Annotated in this window: 19 protein-coding genes and 1 other RNA gene; 4 read left to right on the top strand and 16 right to left on the bottom strand. The window is 40.4% G+C overall.

Annotated elements, in window-relative coordinates; translation table 11 throughout:
* Positions 1–50: 50 nt before the first annotated feature.
* The 12 genes from pyrE to PQO03_RS19365 all read right to left on the bottom strand — a co-directional run bounded on the left by pyrE (position 51) and on the right by PQO03_RS19365 (position 12,205).
* Entirely contained in the window at positions 51–722 is a 672-nt protein-coding gene (gene pyrE / locus PQO03_RS19420) for an orotate phosphoribosyltransferase (protein ID WP_274152725.1), read from the bottom strand.
* Positions 722–1,324: a recombination mediator RecR gene (gene recR / locus PQO03_RS19415; RefSeq protein ID WP_274152723.1), complete on the bottom strand. Its 603-nt coding sequence runs from the start codon at positions 1,322–1,324 to the stop codon at positions 722–724. The genes pyrE and recR overlap by 1 nt, the downstream gene beginning before the upstream one ends.
* A complete protein-coding gene (gene dnaX, locus PQO03_RS19410) occupies positions 1,321–4,113 on the bottom strand; it encodes a DNA polymerase III subunit gamma/tau (RefSeq protein ID WP_274152721.1) in 2,793 nt (930 codons plus the stop codon). Before dnaX ends, recR begins: the two co-directional genes overlap by 4 nt.
* A gap of 35 nt (positions 4,114–4,148) precedes the next feature.
* Positions 4,149–4,248: signal recognition particle sRNA small type (ffs, locus tag PQO03_RS19405), an RNA gene on the bottom strand.
* A gap of 72 nt (positions 4,249–4,320) precedes the next feature.
* Entirely contained in the window at positions 4,321–5,190 is an 870-nt protein-coding gene (accD, locus tag PQO03_RS19400) for an acetyl-CoA carboxylase, carboxyltransferase subunit beta (protein WP_274152719.1), read from the bottom strand.
* 3 nt (positions 5,191–5,193) lie between these two features.
* Positions 5,194–5,877: a ComF family protein gene (locus PQO03_RS19395; protein ID WP_274152718.1), complete on the bottom strand. Its 684-nt coding sequence runs from the start codon at positions 5,875–5,877 to the stop codon at positions 5,194–5,196.
* Positions 5,870–6,784, bottom strand: coding sequence for a CPBP family intramembrane glutamic endopeptidase (locus tag PQO03_RS19390; protein ID WP_274152716.1), 915 nt, complete (start codon positions 6,782–6,784; stop codon positions 5,870–5,872). The genes PQO03_RS19395 and PQO03_RS19390 overlap by 8 nt, the downstream gene beginning before the upstream one ends.
* A gap of 6 nt (positions 6,785–6,790) precedes the next feature.
* A complete protein-coding gene (gene lpxD, locus PQO03_RS19385) occupies positions 6,791–7,810 on the bottom strand; it encodes a UDP-3-O-(3-hydroxymyristoyl)glucosamine N-acyltransferase (protein WP_274152714.1) in 1,020 nt (339 codons plus the stop codon).
* Positions 7,811–7,812: 2 nt separating this feature from the next.
* Positions 7,813–8,415: an OmpH/Skp family outer membrane protein gene (locus PQO03_RS19380; RefSeq protein WP_274152713.1), complete on the bottom strand. Its 603-nt coding sequence runs from the start codon at positions 8,413–8,415 to the stop codon at positions 7,813–7,815.
* Positions 8,416–8,432: 17 nt separating this feature from the next.
* On the bottom strand, positions 8,433–8,912 hold the full coding sequence (locus tag PQO03_RS19375; protein WP_274152711.1) for an STAS domain-containing protein: 480 nt from the start codon (positions 8,910–8,912) through the stop codon (positions 8,433–8,435).
* Positions 8,913–9,044: 132 nt separating this feature from the next.
* The gene (locus PQO03_RS19370; protein WP_274152710.1) at positions 9,045–9,434 is read right to left on the bottom strand and encodes a hypothetical protein; all 390 of its coding nucleotides are present in this window, start codon (positions 9,432–9,434) and stop codon (positions 9,045–9,047) included.
* Positions 9,435–9,607: 173 nt separating this feature from the next.
* Entirely contained in the window at positions 9,608–12,205 is a 2,598-nt protein-coding gene (locus PQO03_RS19365; RefSeq protein ID WP_274152708.1) for a hypothetical protein, read from the bottom strand.
* Between the two features lie 197 nt (positions 12,206–12,402).
* Between PQO03_RS19365 and PQO03_RS19360 the strand changes: the two genes are divergently transcribed.
* Both PQO03_RS19360 and PQO03_RS19355 read left to right on the top strand, forming a co-directional pair.
* Positions 12,403–14,244, top strand: coding sequence for a sugar phosphate nucleotidyltransferase (locus tag PQO03_RS19360; protein WP_274152706.1), 1,842 nt, complete (start codon positions 12,403–12,405; stop codon positions 14,242–14,244).
* Complete coding sequence (locus PQO03_RS19355; RefSeq protein ID WP_274152705.1) at positions 14,241–15,197, top strand: 5'-nucleotidase; 957 nt, start codon at positions 14,241–14,243, stop codon at positions 15,195–15,197. The genes PQO03_RS19360 and PQO03_RS19355 overlap by 4 nt, the downstream gene beginning before the upstream one ends.
* A 34-nt stretch (positions 15,198–15,231) precedes the next feature.
* On the opposite strand, the gene PQO03_RS19350 is transcribed toward PQO03_RS19355, so the two are convergent.
* From PQO03_RS19350 to PQO03_RS19335, 4 genes are all read right to left on the bottom strand, one after another.
* A complete protein-coding gene (locus tag PQO03_RS19350) occupies positions 15,232–15,873 on the bottom strand; it encodes a prepilin-type N-terminal cleavage/methylation domain-containing protein (RefSeq protein ID WP_274152704.1) in 642 nt (213 codons plus the stop codon).
* A 233-nt stretch (positions 15,874–16,106) separates the two neighbouring features.
* Positions 16,107–16,766 (bottom strand): prepilin-type N-terminal cleavage/methylation domain-containing protein, encoded by a 660-nt coding sequence (locus PQO03_RS19345; protein WP_274152703.1) that lies wholly within the window; start codon positions 16,764–16,766, stop codon positions 16,107–16,109.
* Positions 16,767–16,798: 32 nt separating this feature from the next.
* A complete protein-coding gene (locus PQO03_RS19340) occupies positions 16,799–17,791 on the bottom strand; it encodes an IS30 family transposase (protein WP_274148572.1) in 993 nt (330 codons plus the stop codon).
* Between the two features lie 390 nt (positions 17,792–18,181).
* On the bottom strand, positions 18,182–18,817 hold the full coding sequence (locus PQO03_RS19335) for a prepilin-type N-terminal cleavage/methylation domain-containing protein (RefSeq protein ID WP_274152701.1): 636 nt from the start codon (positions 18,815–18,817) through the stop codon (positions 18,182–18,184).
* Between the two features lie 155 nt (positions 18,818–18,972).
* Here PQO03_RS19335 and PQO03_RS19330 point away from each other — a divergent pair, with 155 nt between their 5' ends.
* Entirely contained in the window at positions 18,973–19,635 is a 663-nt protein-coding gene (locus PQO03_RS19330) for an HAD family hydrolase (protein ID WP_274152699.1), read from the top strand.
* Complete coding sequence (locus PQO03_RS19325; RefSeq protein ID WP_274152698.1) at positions 19,628–21,826, top strand: DUF1592 domain-containing protein; 2,199 nt, start codon at positions 19,628–19,630, stop codon at positions 21,824–21,826. The genes PQO03_RS19330 and PQO03_RS19325 overlap by 8 nt, the downstream gene beginning before the upstream one ends.
* Positions 21,827–21,851 lie beyond the last annotated feature (25 nt).

Raw genomic sequence — 21,851 nt, 5'->3', positions numbered from 1 at the left:
TTTGTGGAGGGAAGTAGAAAAGGCTGATCAATATGATCAGCCTTTATAGCTTAGATACCGTAGAGTGAGCGATAGTTTTTGATACTAGCTAATATTTCATCATTAATGATGACTTTGCCATTAATTTCTTTTTTGTAGAGGTATTCGACAACTTCGTCAATATTTACGATGGGATGAACTGGGATTTGATAATCTTTTTCGATTTCTTGGATGGCGGATAGTTCGCCACTTCCTTTTTCCATACGGTCAACGGAGACAATAATGGCTTCGATACTTAAGTCAGCAGCCTCTTTTAAGATAGGAAGGTTTTCACGCATGGCAGTGCCTGCAGTGATAACATCTTCTACAATGATGACTTTTTGCTTGTCAGCGAGTTTATAGCCGACGAAAGAGCCGCCTTCACCATGCTTTTTCACTTCTTTACGATTAAAGGTAAAACCAATGTTTTTATCGTACATTGTGTAGATAGCAGAAGAAATGGTCACGGCTAGAGGGATGCCTTTATAGGCAGGGCCATAAACTAAGTCAAATTCGAGGCCATAGCGATCTTTGATTGTTTCGGCGTAGAATTCACCGAGCTTAGAAATTTTCTTGCCAGTATCATAGTTGCCAGTATTAACGAAAAAAGGAGTTTTACGGCCAGATTTAGTGGTGAAATCACCAAATGTTAAAACTTGTGATTCTACCATAAAATCAATAAAATCTTTTTTGTATTGTTCCATTAGAGTTCTCTTCTTGAATTGATTGCCATGGCAATGGATGCAGCGTCAGCATAATTCAGGTCTGCCCCAATAGGGATTCCTTGAGCAATGCGTGTTGTGCTTATGCCTTGTTCGTTTAAAAGTTTTGCGATGTATGAAGCAGTCGCTTGACCCTCAATATCTGTAGCCGTTGCCAGGATGACTTCGTGGACATGGCTTTCTTTGCAGCGTTGAAGGAGTTTGTTGATGTTAATATCGTCGGGTCCAATGCCTCTCATGGGGCTTAGTCTACCGTGAAGTACGTGATAAAGGCCTTTGAATGAGCCACTTTTTTCAATCACGGGTAATTGGGAGACTTGTTCGACGACGCAGATTTGTTCACTTAATCGTTTCGGGTCTGAGCAGATAGGGCAAAGTTCGTCGTCTTGTGAAAAAAAACCGCACTGCTCACAGTTATGTAAGTCATGCTGCATTGAATCAATGAGAGTTGCAAAATGTTTCAGCTTGGATTCCGGCCATGAGTATATGGCTAGGGCCATTTTTTCGGCGCCCTTTTTACCGATGCCGGGAAGGCTGGCAATGGTTTCTATGGCTTGTTGGAATTGATCAGGATAAAGTCTCATTTAGTATCTTTTATACTTAAAATTGATGCGGAAAAGAATTCTTGGTAGCGATCAACCACGGGGTTTGAATAAGTATTTGAGTCTGGGTTGTCAGTCGCTGTTGGGCTGCTATTAACGAGATGAAGTTTTAATTCATTTTCGCCAGTCAGGACGGAGAGTTTCTTTTGTATGAATTCGTAGAAGCCGTTCTTTTCTTTGATATTTGAAAGAGTGTCCTGTGAGGCTTGGATGATGAAGCTCGTTCCAGCTTCATAGATGGGTTTACACTGTTCGAGTATCGAACGATTTTGTTCTTTTAAGCCAGTTAAGAGCTCAAACCAGCAATCGGGGGGTGGGATTTCTTTGACTTCAATAATAGGAGTCGTCTTTTTGTGATCCGGAGCTTGTTCAGTGCCTACTACTTTGCTCTGAGGCAAGTGCTGATGGATTTTTTCCAAGCGTATGGCCAAGCTATTTTTTGCGACTGTCGCATTTTTCTTGTCATTTGGTGCGGATAGATCCGCTAGGCGAAAGCGTTCAAGCCCTAGTCCAAGTAAGTCAGATTTGGGCGCTGTATGCGATAAGCCTTTGGCATAGGGACGCTTAGTGTAGTCTGCTTTGAGGTAGAGTGAGATTTCGCTCTCGTCAAAAATATGTCTTGTGAGTTCTTGATCTTCTCGGGGATTTACAGCATCGTTATTATTCGTGTTTAGCTCAGAACTTGATTCAGTACTTGGATTGGAGGAAGGAGGGTTAAGCTGAACATCTTGCTGAACATCTTGCTGAACATCTTGCTGAACTTCTGGGGTGATGGTTTCACTATTTAAATCAAGCAAAGTGTCAGTTATAGGACTTGGATTAGTCATATCTAGAGGGATTAGTTCTTCGGCAACTTCGGCAACTTCGGCAACTTCGGCAACTTCGGCAACTTCGGCAACTTCGGCAACTTCGGCAACTTCGGCAACTTCGGCAACTTCGGCAACTTCGGCAACTTCGGCAACTTCGGCAACTTCGGCAACTTCGGCAACTTCGGCAACTTCGGCAACTTCGGCAACTTCGGCAACTTCGGCAACTTCGGCTTGCTGAATATCAGTTTCAATATTGCGTTGATCATCCTGATTAGCTGTAAGTAAAATATCCGAGAGCTTACTTTGGCTTTGCTCATCTATAAGCATAGTTTCACCTTGAGCTATCGCGCTGTCTTGCTCTGCAGTCGTCTCGGCTAACATTTGTTCGAGTATGAGACTGTTGGAATGAGGCTCCTCGCTGCTTGTCGAAGAATCTTCGGGGCTAGCTTGGAACTGATCAATGGGAGAATCTTCGGTATTTGGAGCTATCTCTGCACTCGAAGCCTCAAGAGTCGATAGCGTGGTATCAGCTGATTCTGTGATGTCAGAAACTATTTCTTCGGGAGTCTTGGTGAGCTCTTCTTCGTAGTAATCATTTTGGGTGTCGCTTGAGCTGCTCTCACTAATGTTGCTGGTGTCAGAGACTGTGTCTGCGGCGGCTTCAACTTTGGTGTCGATAATTGGTTTTTTTACGATGGAGAGTGTTTCAGCATTGCTCAAAGCTTGTAGGGGTCGAGCCTCTACAAAATCATTTTTTTTTTGTGCTAGCTCAACTGGGGGCAGTTCGCCATCTAAATCTTGAAGATTACCTTTTTTGCGAAGGCTTTGAATGTGCTTTAATAAGTCTTCAACACGTAGTGAATGAGCATCTTTCATGATGCGCAAAAGAGTTACTTCTAAATATGTACGCTTATTTAATGTATGGCGGATTTTGCCGTCGTAATCGAGGAAGCCATTTAGGAGTCGCTGTAAAATTTTGTTATTGGCGTTCTGAGCTAAAGAATGCAGCTGTTGGATCTCGATATCTTCAAGATCTAAGATGATACTTGCTTTATGTGGGGATTCCAAAATGATCATCACATCGCGGAAGAGTTGGAAGAGCTCGGAGTAAAGTTGCTCCATGTTACGTGCAGCTTTGGCAAGAGTGTCGATGGCTTCAATTAATGCAGCTGCTTGGTTGCGTAAAATTGCCGATGCTATGAGATTGAGTTCATTAGATGAGCTCATGCCAAAAACATCAATAACATCTTGTTCAGAAATGGTCTCATTACCAGCGCAGAAAGAAATCATTTGATCTAGGATACTTAGGCCATCACGCATGCCACCATTTGCTGTACGTGAGATGGCGTTGATTGCGGAATCTTCGATGGAGACATTTTCTGTGTTGCAGATGTGCTTGAGCCGGCCTGCAATAACATTTCGGGGAATAGGTTTGAGCTCTAGACGTTGGCAACGTGATAAAATTGTGGGAAGGACGCGATGGACTTCCGTAGTTGCAAAAAGAAATTTAATATGTGGTGGGGGCTCTTCTAGAGTTTTTAGTAAAGCATTCCACGCTGCGTTTGAAAGCATGTGAACTTCATCAATGATAAATATTTTATAGGGGCAGCGAGCAGGGGTGTATTGAGCACCTTCGCGAATTTGTCTGATATCATCTACGCTATTGTTAGAAGCGCCATCAATTTCAATGACATCAATACTTGAGCCTTTGGTGATATCCACACAGTTGGTACATTCGCCACAGGGGTTGAGATCGGCTCTGGGATTTTCGCAATTTAAGGCTTTTGCAAATATGCGTGCTGAAGTTGTTTTCCCGATGCCTCTGGTGCCGACAAAAATATAAGCATGTCCAACGCGTTCATTTCTGATGGCATTTGTGAGAGTTGCTGTAATATGATCCTGGCCGGCCAAATCATCAAAAGTTTGTGGACGCCATTTACGTGCTAAAACTTGATATGTCATAGGGTGTACTCATTTGGAGGGGGGGAATTGAAAACACAGCCCGGGTTGACCACCTGCACCCGACATTGTTCCTTATGGCTGCTCGGTTCCCCGCCTGACCAGGTTCGGAACGCAGACGCCGCAGAGGGCCCGGACTGTGAGATTCGACTATACATCAAGACTGTTCTTTTACAGTCGAAATATAGTAAAAAGTGTTAAAATAATTCTTTACTTGCATTTGCCTGATACGTAGTCGAGAATTAAAGCTAATTCATCCTTCAGCTGCTCTCTATGAATGATGCGATCTACAAGGCCATGGTCTACAAGGAATTCCGCAGTTTGGAAGTTCTCGGGAAGCTCAGCTTTGATCGTCGTTTCGATGACTCGAGCACCTGCAAAACCAATGAGTGCATTTGGCTCAGAAAGTATGATATCCCCGAGTGAAGCAAAGCTTGCAGTGACGCCACCGTATGTTGGATTAGTCAATAAGCAGATTAGTGGGAGTTCACTATTCGATAATCTTGCCAGAGCACCGCTAGTTTTTGCCATTTGCATCAAGCTGACACAGCCTTCTTGCATACGCGCACCACCAGAGGCAGTTACTAAGATTACAGGAAGGCGCTTTTCAGTAGCCGCTTCAACTAAGCGAGTGATTTTTTCACCAACGACTGAGCCGAGACTCCCGCCCATGAATTTGAAATCCATGACAACAATGGCAGCTTTCTGATTTTTGATTTTGCCAAAGCCGCAAATAACGGCGTCTTTCGTGTCTAAAGCTGCTTGTTTAGACTTGAGTGTTTTATCATAGCCTGCGAATCCAAGAAAATTAATTGAGTGCATATTGGCATCAATTTCTTCGAAATCAGTCATCAGAGAATTAATTCTATCCATTGCACGGAGAGGACAATGAAAGTCGCACTTCGGGCAGATTGAATGGTTCGCTTCTAGTTCTTCAATAAGAATGGGGCTTTTACAGCTACGGCATTTAGTAAAACCTTCTTGAGGGTTTTCGCTGTCTTCCATAGAAGGCATCGCGGCGGTAGGTGTAGTCTTGTCATAGTTGACAGTAGAAAATTTAGTTTTTCCGAAAATAGGCATTTTCTATCCTCTTGCAATCGTTAATATGGAGATCTCTTTCGGCATTTCTTTTTGCAAAGCTTTGCAACAGGCGTCGAGAGTGGCTCCAGTTGTTAATATATCATCTATAAGCAATATACTTCGATCTTTTATCTTGTCTCTTTTTTTGATAGAGAAAAGATCTTTTACTGACTTAAGTCTCTCTCGCCTGGCTTTAGAGGCTTGTGCTTTACCTAAGTGGTTTCGTTTTAAAAGCGATAGGCATTCAGCCTGAGGGTGATATTTGGCGAATTCTCTAGCAATGAGTTCGCTTTGGTTCCATCCTCGGTAGAGTTTTTTGAAAGGATGCATGGGGACGTAGGTAATGATGTCAGGTTCGGGTAGTTGCGCTTCTTGAAAGCTGATTTCTATTTGTTGGCTTAGAAAAGGCAGTAGGTAAAGGTGCCGTGAGTATTTAAATCGTAGCAATAATTCCCTGCCGAGTCCTTGGAACTCAAAGGCAGAGGATGATTGTTGCCAAGCAGGAGGATGCTGCAAACAGGAAGAGCATAATTGGGTGGCGGTATCTAGCTGAGCATGGCAGAGTGTGCAAGTGTGTTTTAACTCAATAGGGGTGATTCTTTGTGTACAGGCCGAGCAAAGAGGTTTGTCTTTAGAATATTGCTTTTTACAGGCAAAGCAAATGTCTGGGTAGATGTACTTAAGCACCTTTGCGCTGTTTTTTTTCTAAGTAAAACCATGTACAAAGACAGATGATACTTAGCCAGATGAAGGCAGCGTAACCAGTGAATTTATCATAGTTGCCAACTAAGTAATAATAGGGAGACTCTTTGTCTGTCCGAGTCGCGTGGGATGTGCCTTTGATAATGCAGACCCAACCAGCGTGAATTCCGGCACACAAGGCAATATTTCCTCGTTTTAAGGTGAGCCAAGCTAAGAAAATACCTACAGTGACTAGAGTTAAAAAAGAGCCGATGAAGCGAGGGTCGCTATATAAGCTAAAGGCGCTTTTTAAATAAGTGAAACCGCTGTACCAATGTATGATTGCGTAATCGGTACTGGAGTCACCACGAATAAAATGGACGGCAGCATAGACGGTTGAACTAATAAGGATGGCGCTAATGAGAGGGCTTATACGTGAAAGCGCGCGGGTTAAGATGCCTCGGAAAAATATCTCCTCGATTAAGCCAACTGCCACACCAGTAATAATCCCTTTTTGTACGCTCTTGAGTAATCTTGGGATAACAGGGCCACTTTTAAGCGTTCTCAATTCAATAAAATAAAAGAAAAGACTTAAGCACAAAAGAGTGATGGCGCCTAGTAGAAAACCCGAGCCGAATTCCTTCCAGAATTTTTTTCTTGGGATGGCTAAGCCAAAATCGTCTTTGCGAGTGCAGTTTAATTGCTTGCTTAGCGGCCATAATCCAATGAAGGCGACAAGCATAAAGGCGCGGTTACAAACTTTGCCAAAAGAGGCCTTGCCGATGGAGTCGATATTTTGAAGAGGGCTTGAATGGATTATGTTCCATAAAAGTGGACAAATCAAACTGCCGATGATGAAAATGCCAACTATGTATATAGTCAGAGCCCATATTTTTTTACGGTCTTCATTCATGCTTATTTACTTGAATTTATCTTCGAGTTCTTTTAAACGTTTCTCAAGCTTAGAGATTTTCCGCAGTTGAATTCTGTCGGCAATGAATTCCCTTCTAGATGTCGCGGGCATTCCCATGACAACTTCGCCGGGCTTGAGGTCTCTGGTGACACCTGCTTTACCCATGATGGTACAGCCGTCGCCAATTTGTAGATGGCCACTAATACCTGCTTGCCCAGCAATCGTAACAAAGTTTCCAATTTGTACACTGCCTGCGATGGCAACTAGAGATACAATAAAGCAATGCTTACCAATGATGACATTGTGACCAATTTGTATGAGGTTATCAAGTTTTGTACCTTCGCCAATTATGGTTTTACCAAAACGAGCGCGGTCAATTGTAGTGCATGAGCCGACTTCTACATCATCTTGTAACTGGACGATGCCGACTTGTGGAATTTTCTTATGACCATCTTTACCGGGTATAAAACCAAATCCATCAGAGCCAATGACGCATGAGCTATGTAAAATGACTCTTTGTCCTACTTCGCAGCGTTCTCGAACAGCTGAGTTAGGATAGAGGATTGAATAAGCTCCTATGGTCACATGGTGTCCCACATATGCATTGGCGCAGATGACTGAATTGTCGTCAATCGAAGCGCCATCCATGATGATGGCGCCAGGGCCGATATAGACATTTTCGCCGATAGTGGTGTTTTGTCCTATGTGCGCAGTGGAGTCAATTCCAGGAGTATATTCAATTATGGGTGGAGCAAAATGGTCGGCTATTTTGGTGAAAGAAGCAGAGGGATCTTCACATGATACAAAGAGTCGATCAAATCCTGCAGTATCAAAGTCATTGTCAACCAGTATAATCCCGGCTTTAGAATCTTTGATCTGAGAGATATACCTTCTGTTACCAAGGAAAGAAATGGAGTGATTGTTACCATCAATTAATGAACTGACTTCATTGATAATGACATCACTATCCCTGTTAGCTGTGCCCTCACTTATGGCTAGGATTTGACTGAGCTTTAAGGCTTTCATGTTTATTTTTTCGTTTCAGATTTTTTGTCGTCTTGGATTTTTTTAACGAAGTCTTCGTGGCCTTTGTTTACTGTTGCGAGGATCTTTTCTGTTATCGCTAAAGAAGGATTGCTGTGAATAATAAGGTTGATGCCGTTCACAGATTTTCCTGATGAATCAATAACTAAATCGATGGCGTTATCATTTGCATATTTAGTGATTACTTTTTTAATATCTTTAGTGAGCTCTTCAGTGATGCTGCGTCGTTTAGCTACCGCTTCTTTTTGTAGGTTTTGCTGGAAGAATTTAAGGTTTTTGATTGTGGATTGGCCTTCAGTTGCTTTCGCTTCAGCATCTTGCTTTTTTTGAGTCTGAGCACCTTCGCTTAATGCGGGGTTCATGGATTCACGCATAAGCGTTTGGTAGTCAGTCTGTAATTTATAGACTTGTGCTTGCATCTCTTTTAAACGAGATTGGGTGATATCTTTTTCTTTAGCTAGCTTTTTATTTTCGATTAAAGTTCGGTAGTAGTTTTCGAATACTTTATTCATGTCTACAGTGACAATTTCTAGGGCTTGAACGAGTGGTGCAGAGAGAATTAAAGCAAGGAGGAAGATTTTTTTCATGTGTTATCCTAAGGGATTTATGATTGATTTTCTTTTAAGTAAGTGATGATGTCTTGGAAAACAGGTCGGTTGGCGTCGTTGGCATCAATGAGTTCCTGGTGAGCATCGAGAATGTTTTTGTGTTTTTCGTCTTCGCTCATCTTCGGTTTATGAAGTGTGTGCATAGACATTTGTTGGGTAGATGTGTTAGTGAAATTGAGGATCTGGCTGATGCCTAGAGAGGTAAAATTCTTTTTGTTGGCTTCATTTACGTTACTGAGTTCAACAGGACAAGATTTCATGGATCCCATTCGAGAAAGCATCGTGAGTATGCCCATGAATGTACTGTCCATTCCTGAGCACTCTAACATATTGATATCTATTTTTTTAGCCACGCCTTCGATGGCCATCATGCAGAAGCTTCTAATGGCTTCACTGTTGTCAAATGTACCTCTGCCTTTGACGGCAAGGTGGGCAGTGTCTTTTTCAATACAAACGGTAATGGAGGCGCTTTGCATGATGATTCCTAGTTGATATTATGAAAATATTTGAACTAAGAGTATACCCAGTTTTAAATCCGTAAAAGTGGATAGTCATTTTCTTTAGAAAAAAAAATCCTGCGACTTAATAAAGAGCAGGACTGAAATGCTTTATTCTTGCTCTGAAGAATCGCCTTCATTTATAATGGCTTCAATAGCTTGAGAGATCTTTGAGTGAAGTGCCGTTTCAAAGTAGCTACGATCGAGTCCGGGAGGAAGATGGAAGCGCAAATGTAAGTCGAGCATGTTGCCATCTCCTTGGGGAGCTAGTGCGGCATTTTTATCATCGCCAGATTTATCTTCATTGGCAGGGCTAATTTTAGATTCTTTTATTTCTAAAATATGAAGGTTCTCGGGAAGTGAGATTTGATCATCAAGATGTGCAATGTAGAAAGAGCTTTGTGGGTCTTTTTCTAACTTTATAGATGCCTCTTGTAGACTCGCGGCTTCTGCCACAGAGGAAACTTCCCCAAGTGGGAGTATGTATTTTTTTAGTGACATATATGTCTCCGTGAATTGTTTGGCATAAGTAAAAGCACGTGTGGTGCCATCAGATGTTTTTTAGTATATAAAATATTGCCCTATAGATAATTATGTGTTAAAAAACGGTTATTATCAAGTCTTTCAGTCTAAGTAATGGCGTCATAATGACGCATTACAGGGCGGAATGACCATTATTTAGGTAAGAATGGGGTAATGTCTGCCTTCCGACTATTTAGACTGCTCTGTTTTATTGTGAGACAAATGATAGAACGTTTGTCTGCAGTTTTTTTAATTGTACAGGCTATTTTTAAGTGATTAGTAACGATTTGCTTGAGACTCTTGTTTTCTTCAGCATTGCCACCTTCAATAGTCACTCGTTCAATAATGTCGGGGTACTTAGCTGACTGAGTAAATGTACTAAGGAATAGACGTAAACGCGACTCGGCTTGTTCGCTATTTGAACTTATACGGATCCATATTTCATCATATTCATCAGTGCTAGAGCTTTGGCTGCTTTTCGTTTCAATCGTGGAGTTCATTTGCATGTAGAAATCAACTACGGAAGATTTCCTTGCAACCACTTCGTTACTATTGAGCCAGTTGGCGAGTAATGTATCACGATGTTGCTTAAAGCATTTTCGGTTATTGGGGAATAATTTGAGTTGGCTAATCGCGCAAAATTCATTTTGAATCTTTCTATCTTCATAACAAAACTGGTGCTCTTTACTATTACTTAGCCATTGACTGATGAGAACTTCTCTATGATCGAAAATATTTTTGTAGAAAGATGTGACATCTTCGTTGTGGAGGAATTCATTAATCGCGGCTTTAAGGTCGGTTTTTGAAGAACGGTTATATTTATCAAGATTTAATACTTGGATTTCTGTGCGGCAGATAATGCTTTTCATTCGATTGACAAGATTGGCAATGGCAGTCAGGTCTCGCCATGCACATTTGTTAAATAAATCGGTGTCGTCAATAATGGCATTAAGCATTAAAGAATATTCAATGAATTCTCTTTCGGGGTTAATAAAGTATTTCACACCAGACTTATATATGGCTTGCTTCTTTTGGACAAGACGATTTAGGAGTGAGAAATCTTTAGAATGAGGGTCGGTTTTGTTGGTAATCATATCCATTTGATCATCAATAGAGTGAAGGCTCTGATTCTGGCAGCCGTAACGATCATTAATGGTGAAAGCTTGTTCAGCAATGAGCACATTGACTGACTGAACATCTGCAATGGTGATAGTCATACACTCTCTGGAGTCGATTTCAGCTCTGTGGTGATCAATAGCTGAGATAGTACGGACAGAAGGGCCAATTTTGATTTCATCGCGGTTACAGAAATCACGTAAAGTTACCGAACCTAAAGAATCATTAACCATATCTGAGCGATGAATGACGCCTACGGGTATAATTCTTTGTTTCTTGTCAGGAAAGCAAACAGTTACGTGCTGGTAACCTCGAAGTTTATGCTTGATCTCAGTAGGTTCAGCTTTGGTGCTTACATAGTTAGGCGTATTACCTAAGACGTCCTTTTTAATAGCCAAGGCAAGATCCATGCGGTCGTAGTAATCACGGCCAGCTTGAATAGAGGAACTTAGTTTATCAAAGGCTTTATTAAATGTAGCGAATATTTTTGAAGTGGCGAGTGAGAAAGTTTCATTTTGAAAGTCAAAATTTTCTGGCGTAAGGAAAGAATTCATATAATCAACAAATTCACAATATTCGGATTTGGAAACTTTGTCCATAAAACGGAAAAACTCTAAAAAGCTAGTTTTGCTACCATGCTCGAGCTTGAGCGCTTTCTTGAGGTAGAGGTCTAGTAACTCACAGTCATGATGGTGATAGCGTTGGAGGCTCATGTGACTATTGCTAAGGTTAGAATTGAAGCTAGAATCGAGGTAGCTTTGGATTTCTTGCCTGGTGATCTTTTCGCGACTCATGAGCTCAGTGAAAGTAGATATCAGTACTTTTTCATAGGAATGAATCGTGATGTTGAGTAAACGCTGGATTCTGCCGACGGCATCTACATCGGTAACACGCCAGTCACCAAGGAAGTAACCATCGTCATCCACGACAATAATATGATTGGTATTTCGATCATGTTGGAAATCACGGATGTTAGAATCGCCAGTCACTCTTATGAGTTTGTGTTGATTCACGATATCCATGGCCACAGGAGAAATTACGGATTTATGTTTTGCGACCCGACTAAATACATGATTGGTGAAAATTTTATTAAAGTAATGAGATATTAATGGGCTTGGCTCACCTTGAGGAACATTCCAGACAGTAAGTGTTTGGCCTACTTTACATGAGAACGCATCGAGCCAGCCAATGAATGAACCAGTGGTACTGTCCAAGTCAGGTGGGTTGTGCGCGGTGACGTAATGAGAATTGGGATAGTACTTGTCGTGACCAATGGGGAAATAAAGCTGGTATTCGTCTCGTGGAATATGTTTGCCACTGACTTTTCCGCGAATAACAAATTGCTCACTTTCATTTAAACCTGAATGCTGGTTGAGCCAGCGTTCAAAGGCGGTGATGTTAAATTTGCCATCCAAGATATGGCTTTCAGTAATTTTGGCTGTGTAATCAATCACTTCACGCAATAAAAAAGAATTACGGGGAGCCAATTCAATGAGCTCCAAAAGAGTTTTGTTAACGCGCTCATTTCTGATAATGCTATTTTTGTTTAGAAACTCTTGAGTACAAAAGTTACTGATGATTTGGTCGGTTTTTTCAAAAGATTTTCTTTCGAAAACTTTATCTCCTATGAGCATTTTTTTAATCCTTGAAATGAATGGCTTAAGTTGGTGACACGAAAAAATTAAGTTTTAAATTGAATCATGTCATATTTTGGACTAGCCATGCTTAAGTTCAAGCATACTTTCTTACAAAACACTCTTTATTATATGAGAAAAGCTATTTTTTATACAACTCGGTTTTATTACAGTAAAAACTTTAAGAGAGATTAACAATGTCAATTAACCTATTTGTGGCATCAGCGGGCTACGGTAGTCGTTTGCGCCCGGTAACTGATTTATACCCTAAGCCTTTGCTACCAATTGCGGGTCAAAGCTTAATTGATCGAATGATTGATCGAGTGTGTATTGCTTTAGATATAAATGAGATAGGATTAAATGTCCATTATAAAAAAGAAATGTTTGAGCAATGGAACGCGGATAAAGATTATGACTTGTTTGAAGAACGTGAACTCTTGGGGACAGGTGGAGCACTATGGAATGCACAAGATTTTTTTAGTAAACATACAAGTCTGTTAATTAATGGTGATGTGCTAACCGATTTTGATTGGAAGGGGATGTTAGACTACCATCAGAGTTCAGGGAATTTAGTGACTTTAGCAGTGCAGGACAGGGTACATGAAAGACGTGTGGGTGCGAGTGACGATCAGCAATTCATTTGTATTGATAAAGAGATGAAAGATCCTCGTGCGACTCATTGGTATGGCTATGCTTGTGTGGCATTATATGAGCCAGGATTTTCGGGATATCTACCGGCAGGAGAATCCCATGTGGTGCCTTATTGGGAAGAAGCCCTTAAGGCCGGAGAAAGGATTGGCGTATATGATATAGGGAAAAAATCTGAGTGGCTAGATTTAGGGAACGTGAATGCCTATGCACAGGGAGTTTTTGCAAGTCTAGGGTCTGAGCAACGATTCTTTGCGGAACCTTTGAGCATCCCCTGGGATTGCCGTATTGATTCCTATTGTGTGGTCGAAAAAGCTGTGAGTATAGGAAAGGATGTCAGACTCTCAAATGTTATTCTACTAAGTGGTGCGAAAGTCGCAGATGGCAGTCGATTAACAAACTGCGTCGTGGGGCCCCATCTAAATGTACCCTTTGAACTGGGAGAGATGCCTCAGTTTGAAGCTGTGAAAAAGATTGGTAATGGGGGCTCGGATAGAATATACAGGCGTAGCAATGAAGGTGTGGTTTTACACTACTCTGTAATTGACAAGACAATTGAACGACAACAAAAAATAACTGAGATGCTCGTCAAATCTGGAGTGAAAGTACCAAAAATGCTCTCTCATGATCCAAAAGAGAGGAAAGTTCTTTTGGAAGATTTAGGAGATGATACTTTTCGACTATGGGCTCAAGGAAAATCTGAGGATGAGCTGCTTGTTGGAGCGAAATCATGCCTAGACGAAGTGATGAAATTTCAGAATACACCAGCGCCCGTTGATGATAAACCTTTTGATCTTGATGTATTACTATGGGAGAGCTCATATTTTTTAGAGCGTTTTATATTTAGAGTGGCGGGTCTGAAAAAAGCTTATGAAAGTAATAAAGCGGAGATCGATCGTGAATGCTTGTCATTAGCAGAGAAAGTTAATGATATGAATAAAGTGGTGATGCATCGAGATTTTCAGTCGGAAAATGTGATGATTGTTAAAGACCAAGCTTACTTAATCGATTTTCAAGGGGCACACCAAGGTCCATCCTTGTATGATGCGGCATCCTTTATTGGTGATCCCTATATGAATTATTCTGTGGAAATGCAAAAGGAATTGAAGAGTTACTTTTTTAAAAAATTGCTGGACGTAGATAAGAGTCAAAAAAACATGCATGAGGATTATGACTTATGTGCAATTCAGCGGCATATGCAAGCCTTGGGAGCGTATGGTTTTTTGAGTACAATAAAGGCCAAAAAAAGTTTTGAGCAGTATATCCCCGTAGCCTTATTAATGTTAAACAAAGATTTAGAACAACAGAGAGATAGCTATCCGGCCCTATATACTTTAAGTAATCAGGCTCTAGAAAAACTCAAGATAGCTAAAAATCCGAGGGAAAAGTGAAAGTAGATTTAGGACAAACTTTAGTCGTAGCGGTATCAGCGACAGCTTTATTTGATATGAGTGATGCGGATAGTGTTTTTCAGGAGGCCTTCATGAAAAATCCTGAAACAGCAGTTGAGAACTATCGTGGCTATATGTTGAGTCGTGAAGAAGATGATTTGGATGATGGTACTGCGATGCCATTAGTAAGAGCCTTGTTGGGCCTGAATAAATATCAAAAAGAGGGTGATGCGCCTATTGTTGAAGTGGTTGTCATGTCTCGAAATAGTCCTGAAACGGGAGTGGTTGTCTTCAATAATATTAGGAGGCATAACTTAAATATCACTCGCCATGCTTTTACAGGAGGTGAATCGGTGGTGCCTTATTTAGATGCCTATGATGTTGACTTGTTTTTGACTACTAATGTGCGCGATGCGCAAAAAGTAATTGATGCAAAAACTTGTGCTTCAGCAATTGTCCAAGGACCACCCAAAAACTCAAATATTGAAGCTGATCAGGTAAGATTAGCTTTCGATGGTGATGCGGTTCTTTTTGATGATAGTAGTGAAATTGTTTTCAAAGCGGAAGGCTTGAAGAGCTTTTTTGACCATGAAGATGCTCATCAAGATGTGCCGATGCCAGAAGGACCATACGCACAGTTACTTCGCAGTATATCACAGTTGCAGCGTCGCTTACCTTTTAATGTAAAATCATCACCAGTAAGAATTGCCATTGTAACGGCACGTAGTGCTCCAGCTGAAATGAGAGTGATAAAAACATTGAGGACTTGGGGCGTGTACGTGGACGAAGTATTCTTTTTGGGAGGTTTAGATAAATCCAAAATCCTTAAAGCTTTTCGTCCCCATATCTTCTTTGAGGATCAAGACTTACATTTAGAAGAAGCGGCCAAATATGTGCCTTCAGGCAAGGTTCTTTATAAAAGTGAGTCTGAGATCCACAAATACCTTAATTAATTTAATGCCTATCGTTGTACTAATAAGTAAGTGATTAAGGTTTATCAACCATATAATAGTAGTCCTGCTCACCATTGGCTCCTGCGGACATATATGTAGTCGAGTTCCATGCAACGTGACCATCCGCCCACAATACATTTAGTCCATTATTATGACGGTAGCCAATAGCATTGCTTGAAGGGAGTGATTTAGCAGCGTTAGCCCAGTTGTCGCCATCAATGGAGTCAGCGGTAACAACGGTTTCTACAGCGTCTTCTATTTCACTGAGTTGTTTGGGTGTATTCCTTGCATTAGCTTGATTGAAACGTGTATCACCGAAATAACTGTTGTAGGTGGTGCCGGCTTTTTGACTCTCCCAGTTGGCAACGATTTCACTACTTGGACAATGGAAAGGGGCTTCGCCGATTTGGTTGGTCTTTAAATTTAAGTACGGAGCTACAAAAAATGTCCATCCGAGACGACTGTTTTGGTCGGGGTGATTAACAGTGGGCATATATTCGTTATTATCATCGGCATACATTTGAATTGCCACACTCAATTGTTTGTGCTGAGATACGCAAACAGCTTGTTGTGATTTTTTGCGGGCCTTGCCAAGTGCGGGGAGAAGGAGAGATGCTAGTATACCTAGGATAGCAATAACGACTAAAAGCTCGATAAGTGTAAATTTCTTTTTCATTTTGTATTCCTCGGGATTTATCTTGTTACTAGAGGAATCGCAGTGGCTATTCTATTGTTGACAGTAGAGGTCCAAATAAATTTATATTTGTTTAACTATCAAGTTTTTACGCATATGAAAGGGGTGTGTGGATGGTGGACCTTAAAAGAGCTAGATGATTTATCTAGTACGTGCGGGGACATATTCCGAGTGTATAAGGTCGTGATGAGCTGTGTTCGTTAAATATTTAAAGCTTAAGGTTTGTCCATTATATAATAGTAGTTTTGCTCTCCATAGCGGCCCGCAGACATATAGACAGTTGACTTCCATGTCACGTGACCATCAACCCATAATGTATTCAGACCATTATTGTGCCTGTAACCCACTGCGTTACTTGAAGGAAGTGATTTAGCAACTTCTGCCCAATCATTACCGTCAATTGAGTCTACAGTGACAACTGTCTCTACAGTATCTTCTATTTCATTAAGTTCTTTTGGTTTATGTTTTCGATGATTCGATACACTTCCATTAGGATCATAAAAACGTGTATCACCAAAGTTGCTGTTATAAGAGGTTCCAGCACTTTGATTCTCCCAGTCAGCAACGATTTCACTACTTGGACAACGGAAAGGGGCGCCACCGAGTTTATTTGTCTTTAAATTTAAGTAAGGAGCGATAAAGATTTTCCATCCGAGACGAGTAGAGGCAGTGGGGTGATTAACGGTGGGCATATAGTAATCATTATCTTCCACGTACATGAAAATAGCCGTGCCAATTTGCTTCTGTTGCGAGGCACAAACAGCTTGTTGTGATTTTTTACGTGCCTTGCCAAGTGCAGGGAGGAGAAGTGATGCGAGTATACCGATGATAGCAATAACGACTAAGAGTTCGATGAGTGTGAAATTCTTTTTCATTTTGCATTTTCCGGTATTTATCTAGCCTGAATTCAAGTAGTAAGTGCAACACCTACTGATTTTCTTAAGTTAATTCCAGTTAAATTTTCAAAAACTTCATATGGCGTCTTAAATTTCAGACATTTTCGAGGTCTACTATTAAGTTTATCAACCGCAATAATGACTTCATTTTCACTGATACCATCAAGCGCCATAGACTTAGGAAAGTATTGCCGTAACAATCCATTAGCATTCTCGTTTTGGCCTCGTTCCCATGAGTGATATGGTTTAGCAAAATAACTATTACATTCCAATTCCTTGGAGATAGTCTCATGCTGAGTAAATTCTTTTCCATTATCAAATGTAAGAGTATGAACCAAATCTTTGATCGGTGTTAGCAAAGAGATTATTGCATCTTTCACAAGCGTGGCTTTCTTATGAGACACAGGCAATGCTAGACGCAGTTTTGATTTTCGATCATCCATAGTTACAATGGCTCCTTTATGAGCTTTTCCTATAATAGTATCCATCTCCCAGTCGCCTACACGCTCTCGCTTATTAGCTGCCTCAGGTCGTTCGTCTATATCCACACGATTGGGAATCCCATTACGACTATGCTGGTTGCCATAACGTTTGCGATAAGTTTTATTCTGATGACGTAGAAGCTTATATAGCTCACCTCCTGATTCTTTATCTCTAAGAATATATTGATAAACTGTTTCATGATGAAGTAAGATGGATTGGTCATCTTTTAGTCGACCTACAATTTGTTCGGGGCTCCAATCCTTGAGTAAATGCTCATCTATATAGTCCTTAACTTCTTCAGTTAGTTTAATAGCCTTTGGTTTCACTTTGTGTCTTTCTTGAGCAAAGTCATTGGCTTGCTTGTTTCGATAACCACGGAGACCTTTATTACGTTTAAGTTCTCGTGAAAGTGTGCTTGTACTACGATTTAAGTTTTTTGCTATTTTAGTGATCGATGTGCCTGCCTTTAATTCAATTTCAAGGTAGTGTCTTTCTTCAAGACTCAGATGTTCATATGTCATTTCTGACTCCTCTGTTTTAGGTTTGGTCGCTTATAGCAGAGTACATCTGAGTCTTGTTATTCTCAATAGATGTTTATGCTATAAGCAATTAACAGAAGTGTTGCACTTATTATACGAATGCAGGTAGTGACAAAAAGAATCGTATTAAGTATAAGTTTATTGACAGCTTAATTTAAATTAATGAAGATTTAGTCGATTTGCAAGGATGTTAGGAATTATCTGTACTTTTAGTCAAAAATATGTATTCACAAGAGGCTTGTGTAATCACTATGTTAAAAGGGGATGCATCCTTTGGAGACCGAAATTTGAGTATGCGGTAGGAGCATTATTATGTCTGTATCTACAGTGCGGTGTACATTTGGCTATGATAAAGGTTAGGACTCAATTAAACTATTTAGTTACAAGGTAGTAGTAATCTTGTTCACCATTTTTTCCTGCGGAAATAACTGTTTGAGTCGCGCTTTGAACATGACCATCAACCCATAAAAGATTTAAAGATCCATTATGGCGATTTCCTATGGCATTTTCAGAAGGAAGGTTATAAGAGACATCAACCCATGAAGTATCATCGATTGAATCTGCAATAACAACTGTTTCTACCGCTGATTCAATATCGGTAATTTTTACTGCTGGTTTGGCATTAAATCGAAAGTCACCAAATTTAATATTGTAAGTCGTGCCAGCTTCTTGGTTGGAAAAGCCTGTTTTAACTTCAGAGTCAGGGCAACGAAAGGGGGCGGCGCCAGTGTAGTTACGATGTACCTCACCTGCAAGATAAACGACTAAGTGATCTTTCCAGCCTAAACGACTGCTGGTATCGTTGCTAGATGCGGAGGGCATATAATTTTCGTTGTCGTCATTATACATATAGCTAGCCATACCCATTTGCTTATGTTGTGAGTTACAAACAGCCTGACGAGATTTGGCGCGAGCTTTACCTAAAGCAGGAAGAATGAGTGATGCGAGGATGCCAATTATAGCAATAACGACTAAAAGTTCGATTAGTGAGAATGATTTTTTATTCATTTTATGGGCTCCAGTATTATCTTAATTAATAAAGTTTTGTATAAGATGAATAGTAATGCTTTGGTAGACTTGACAGCTTATTGAATGTTTTTTGTAAATTTTTTAGAAAACCCCCGTATACATAGAGTATAGGGGATTTAATTTTAGGGTGAACAGTGCTACAAGCGATAGTTTTTGATATGGATGGAGTGCTCTTGGATACGGAGCGGATTTGCTGTGAAGTTTTACTAAAAACTTTTGAGCAACATCATCAAGAAATGAGTCGTCAAGAATTTATAGAGCTGATTGGACTGAATGGCAAAGAGGTGCGTTTGCGCCTTCAGCAAAAGTTGAATCCTGCAACTGATATAGATAGCTTTATCAAGGTTTGGAAAGATGAGTATCACTTGAGAACTGTAGATAATGCGGCACCCATAAAAGCAGGTGTAGTCGCTTTGTTAGAGTCTTTTCGCGTGCAAGAAATCCCCGTGGCAGTGGCTACCTCAACTGATAAAGTAAGGGCAGAGAAGAAATTACAAAAAACAGCTTTGAGAAAATACTTCCAGGTTTTGGTAGGTGGCGACCAAGTAAGTAAAAGTAAACCAGCGCCAGATATATATCTGGAAGCGGCGCGACAGTTAGGGGTCGAAGCTAAAGATTGTTTAGCCTTTGAGGATTCACGCTATGGAGTGCGATCTGCTTACTCGGCGGGAATGAAGGTGATCCATATTCCTGATATGGTGGAGCTAGGCAAAGAGGAAGAGGTCATGTGCGAATCCATAGTGAAAGATTTGAATGAATATCGTATTCATTATTGTGGAGGAGAGTCACTTGCTTAAGTATTTACTTTTTATGGTGTCGCTCAATTTTATTTTGGCTGATGGCCAAAGTTTAATTGAAAGTAAGTGTTGTCGTTGTCACAAGCCAGGGAAAGAAAAGGGTGGCATGGATTTACAGTCAATATTACCGGATAAGGACAAAAGTTTACTTTCGCCAAAAACATGGAGTAAAGCTCTAGTTTACTTGAAAAGTCATGAGATGCCGCCCGCTGATAGTAAACACCTGGATATAGATGATCGCCAAAAAATGATAAGCTGGTTAGATACAGCCATATATCGAACTTACGCGGCATTGCCTTTAGAACTTAAAACTCCTCAAGCCCGGCGATTAAATAATAAGGAGTACATAAATACTCTACAAGATTTATTGTTTTTAAAAGAAAAACCACAGATCAATCTTCCGAACGATAATTCAGGCTATGGCTTTGATAATATCGCGGAACTTTTAAGTGTAAGTCCTTTATCGATGGAAAAATATCTGCATTACGCAAAGCAGTATTTGGATAAAGCCATAAAAAATGAGCTGCCTAAGCGCAGTCTCTTAAGCTTTGATGCAGAGGGCATGGATAGGCGACCTGAGCATAGTGGACGTGTGATTAACGGGGTTCATTATATTTGGTCCTTAGGCAAGCTGAGTACCGAATTTCCTATTGAATACTCAGGGAAATATAAACTAGTACTAAGAGCCGCAGGTGATCAAGCAGGTGAAGAGCCGGTTCACGTCAATGTAATGATTAATGAAAAGTCAGTGGGATTAATAAAAGTTTCTGCCATGAAAGGGCAACCCCAAGATTATGAGTTAAATGTTGATTTTAAGCTAGGGAAAAATAAAATCGCCTTAGCCTTTGTCAATGATTATAATCACCTCATTAAAGGTGATCGAAACTTTCATTTTCATAAGTTGAGTGTTTCTGGGCCGAATAAACTTCCTCTATTGACGAAGAGCCATTTGGCTTTAGTTCCTAACGATGAAGTAGCTGAACAAAGCTTGAAGAGGTTTTTATTACGGGCCTATCGTAGGCCTGTAACTGAAGCAGAGTTAAGTAAGTATATGAAACTATATCACAAATTAAAAACGAATGGTCAAGAACATTTACTAGCAATGAAAACTTGTTTTTTAGCGGCCTTAGTATCACCAAAATTTCTGTTTCGAATAGAAGAACCACCCCTAAAGGGTATTGAGCCAATCAGTAATTATGAATTGGCTTCTCGCTTATCATATTTTTTATGGTCTACAATGCCTGATGAAAGGCTGTTCTCTTTAGCTAAACAAGGGAAATTGATTGATGATGAAGTCTTGTCCTCAGAAGTCGAACGCATGATTAAATCCTGTAAGAGTAAGGCTTTTGTAAAAAACTTTTCAGGGCAATGGCTTTATGTTCGTAACTTAGATTATTTAGATATTGATAAAAAACAATTTCCTAATTGGAATGGGCCTTTGCAGTATGCTATGGGGCAAGAGGTTTATCATTACTTTTCTTATGTTTTACAAAATGATTTGCCCTTAGATTTTTTTATCCGGGGAGATAAACTTTTTGTCAATGACAAGTTAGCCAAGCACTATGGTATACGAGGCAAGTTTAGTGGAGAATTCAAAGAAACATCAGCGATTACAGGGAGAGATAGTATTTTAACAACGAGTGCAATCTTGACGGTCACTTCGGAGGCTTCGCGAACGAGTCCAGTAAAGCGCGGTAAGTGGGTGCTAGAAGAGATTTTAGGCTTCTCGCCACCATCACCACCGCCAGATCTACCCTCGCTTGAGGACTTGGAGGCTGATCATAAAAAGAAGACTATTGCAGAGCAAATGGCCATTCATCGCGCAGATCCAAATTGTGCAGTCTGTCACGTGCGGATGGACCCTATCGGCCTAAGTTTTGAGCACTATGGCCCGCTTGGGAAGTGGCGGGCATCTTATGAGTATCATGCTATCAATGCAGGAGGTATTTTACCTAATGGTGTGAAGCTGAATGGTGTGAAAGATGTCCAAGAGTATTTATTGAAAAATAAGGATGTGTTTCAGTTTAACTTCATTAAAAAATTAATGATATACTCATTAGGAAGGGGGCTGGAAGAGGGGGATTATCAAACTCTTTATAATATTTATAATGACACAAAGGTAAACGATTGCCGCTTATCCCAAATCATTCTTCAATTAGTGCACTCCAAAACATTTCGGGAGAAGTCATGAATTTTAAAAACCAAGTCATTTTGAA

It is taken from the genome of Lentisphaera profundi, from assembly GCF_028728065.1.
Lineage (GTDB): Bacteria > Verrucomicrobiota > Lentisphaeria > Lentisphaerales > Lentisphaeraceae > Lentisphaera > Lentisphaera profundi.
Note: the sequence above shows the minus strand (reverse complement) of the source record. Positions and strands in the feature narration are given on the sequence as shown.

Bases quoted from the DNA above. Each gene is read 5' to 3' on its own strand.
- pyrE (WP_274152725.1), bottom strand. From the start codon at position 722: ATGGAACAATACAAAAAAGATTTTATTGATTTTATGGTAGAATCACAA.
- recR (WP_274152723.1), bottom strand. From the start codon at position 1,324: ATGAGACTTTATCCTGATCAATTCCAACAAGCCATAGAAACCATTGCC.
- dnaX (WP_274152721.1), bottom strand. From the start codon at position 4,113: ATGACATATCAAGTTTTAGCACGTAAATGGCGTCCACAAACTTTTGAT.
- accD (WP_274152719.1), bottom strand. From the start codon at position 5,190: ATGCCTATTTTCGGAAAAACTAAATTTTCTACTGTCAACTATGACAAG.
- PQO03_RS19390 (WP_274152716.1), bottom strand. From the start codon at position 6,784: ATGAATGAAGACCGTAAAAAAATATGGGCTCTGACTATATACATAGTT.
- lpxD (WP_274152714.1), bottom strand. From the start codon at position 7,810: ATGAAAGCCTTAAAGCTCAGTCAAATCCTAGCCATAAGTGAGGGCACA.
- PQO03_RS19380 (WP_274152713.1), bottom strand. From the start codon at position 8,415: ATGAAAAAAATCTTCCTCCTTGCTTTAATTCTCTCTGCACCACTCGTT.
- PQO03_RS19375 (WP_274152711.1), bottom strand. From the start codon at position 8,912: ATGCAAAGCGCCTCCATTACCGTTTGTATTGAAAAAGACACTGCCCAC.
- PQO03_RS19370 (WP_274152710.1), bottom strand. From the start codon at position 9,434: ATGTCACTAAAAAAATACATACTCCCACTTGGGGAAGTTTCCTCTGTG.
- PQO03_RS19365 (WP_274152708.1), bottom strand. From the start codon at position 12,205: ATGCTCATAGGAGATAAAGTTTTCGAAAGAAAATCTTTTGAAAAAACC.
- PQO03_RS19360 (WP_274152706.1), top strand. From the start codon at position 12,403: ATGTCAATTAACCTATTTGTGGCATCAGCGGGCTACGGTAGTCGTTTG.
- PQO03_RS19350 (WP_274152704.1), bottom strand. From the start codon at position 15,873: ATGAAAAAGAAATTTACACTTATCGAGCTTTTAGTCGTTATTGCTATC.
- PQO03_RS19345 (WP_274152703.1), bottom strand. From the start codon at position 16,766: ATGAAAAAGAATTTCACACTCATCGAACTCTTAGTCGTTATTGCTATC.
- PQO03_RS19340 (WP_274148572.1), bottom strand. From the start codon at position 17,791: ATGACATATGAACATCTGAGTCTTGAAGAAAGACACTACCTTGAAATT.
- PQO03_RS19335 (WP_274152701.1), bottom strand. From the start codon at position 18,817: ATGAATAAAAAATCATTCTCACTAATCGAACTTTTAGTCGTTATTGCT.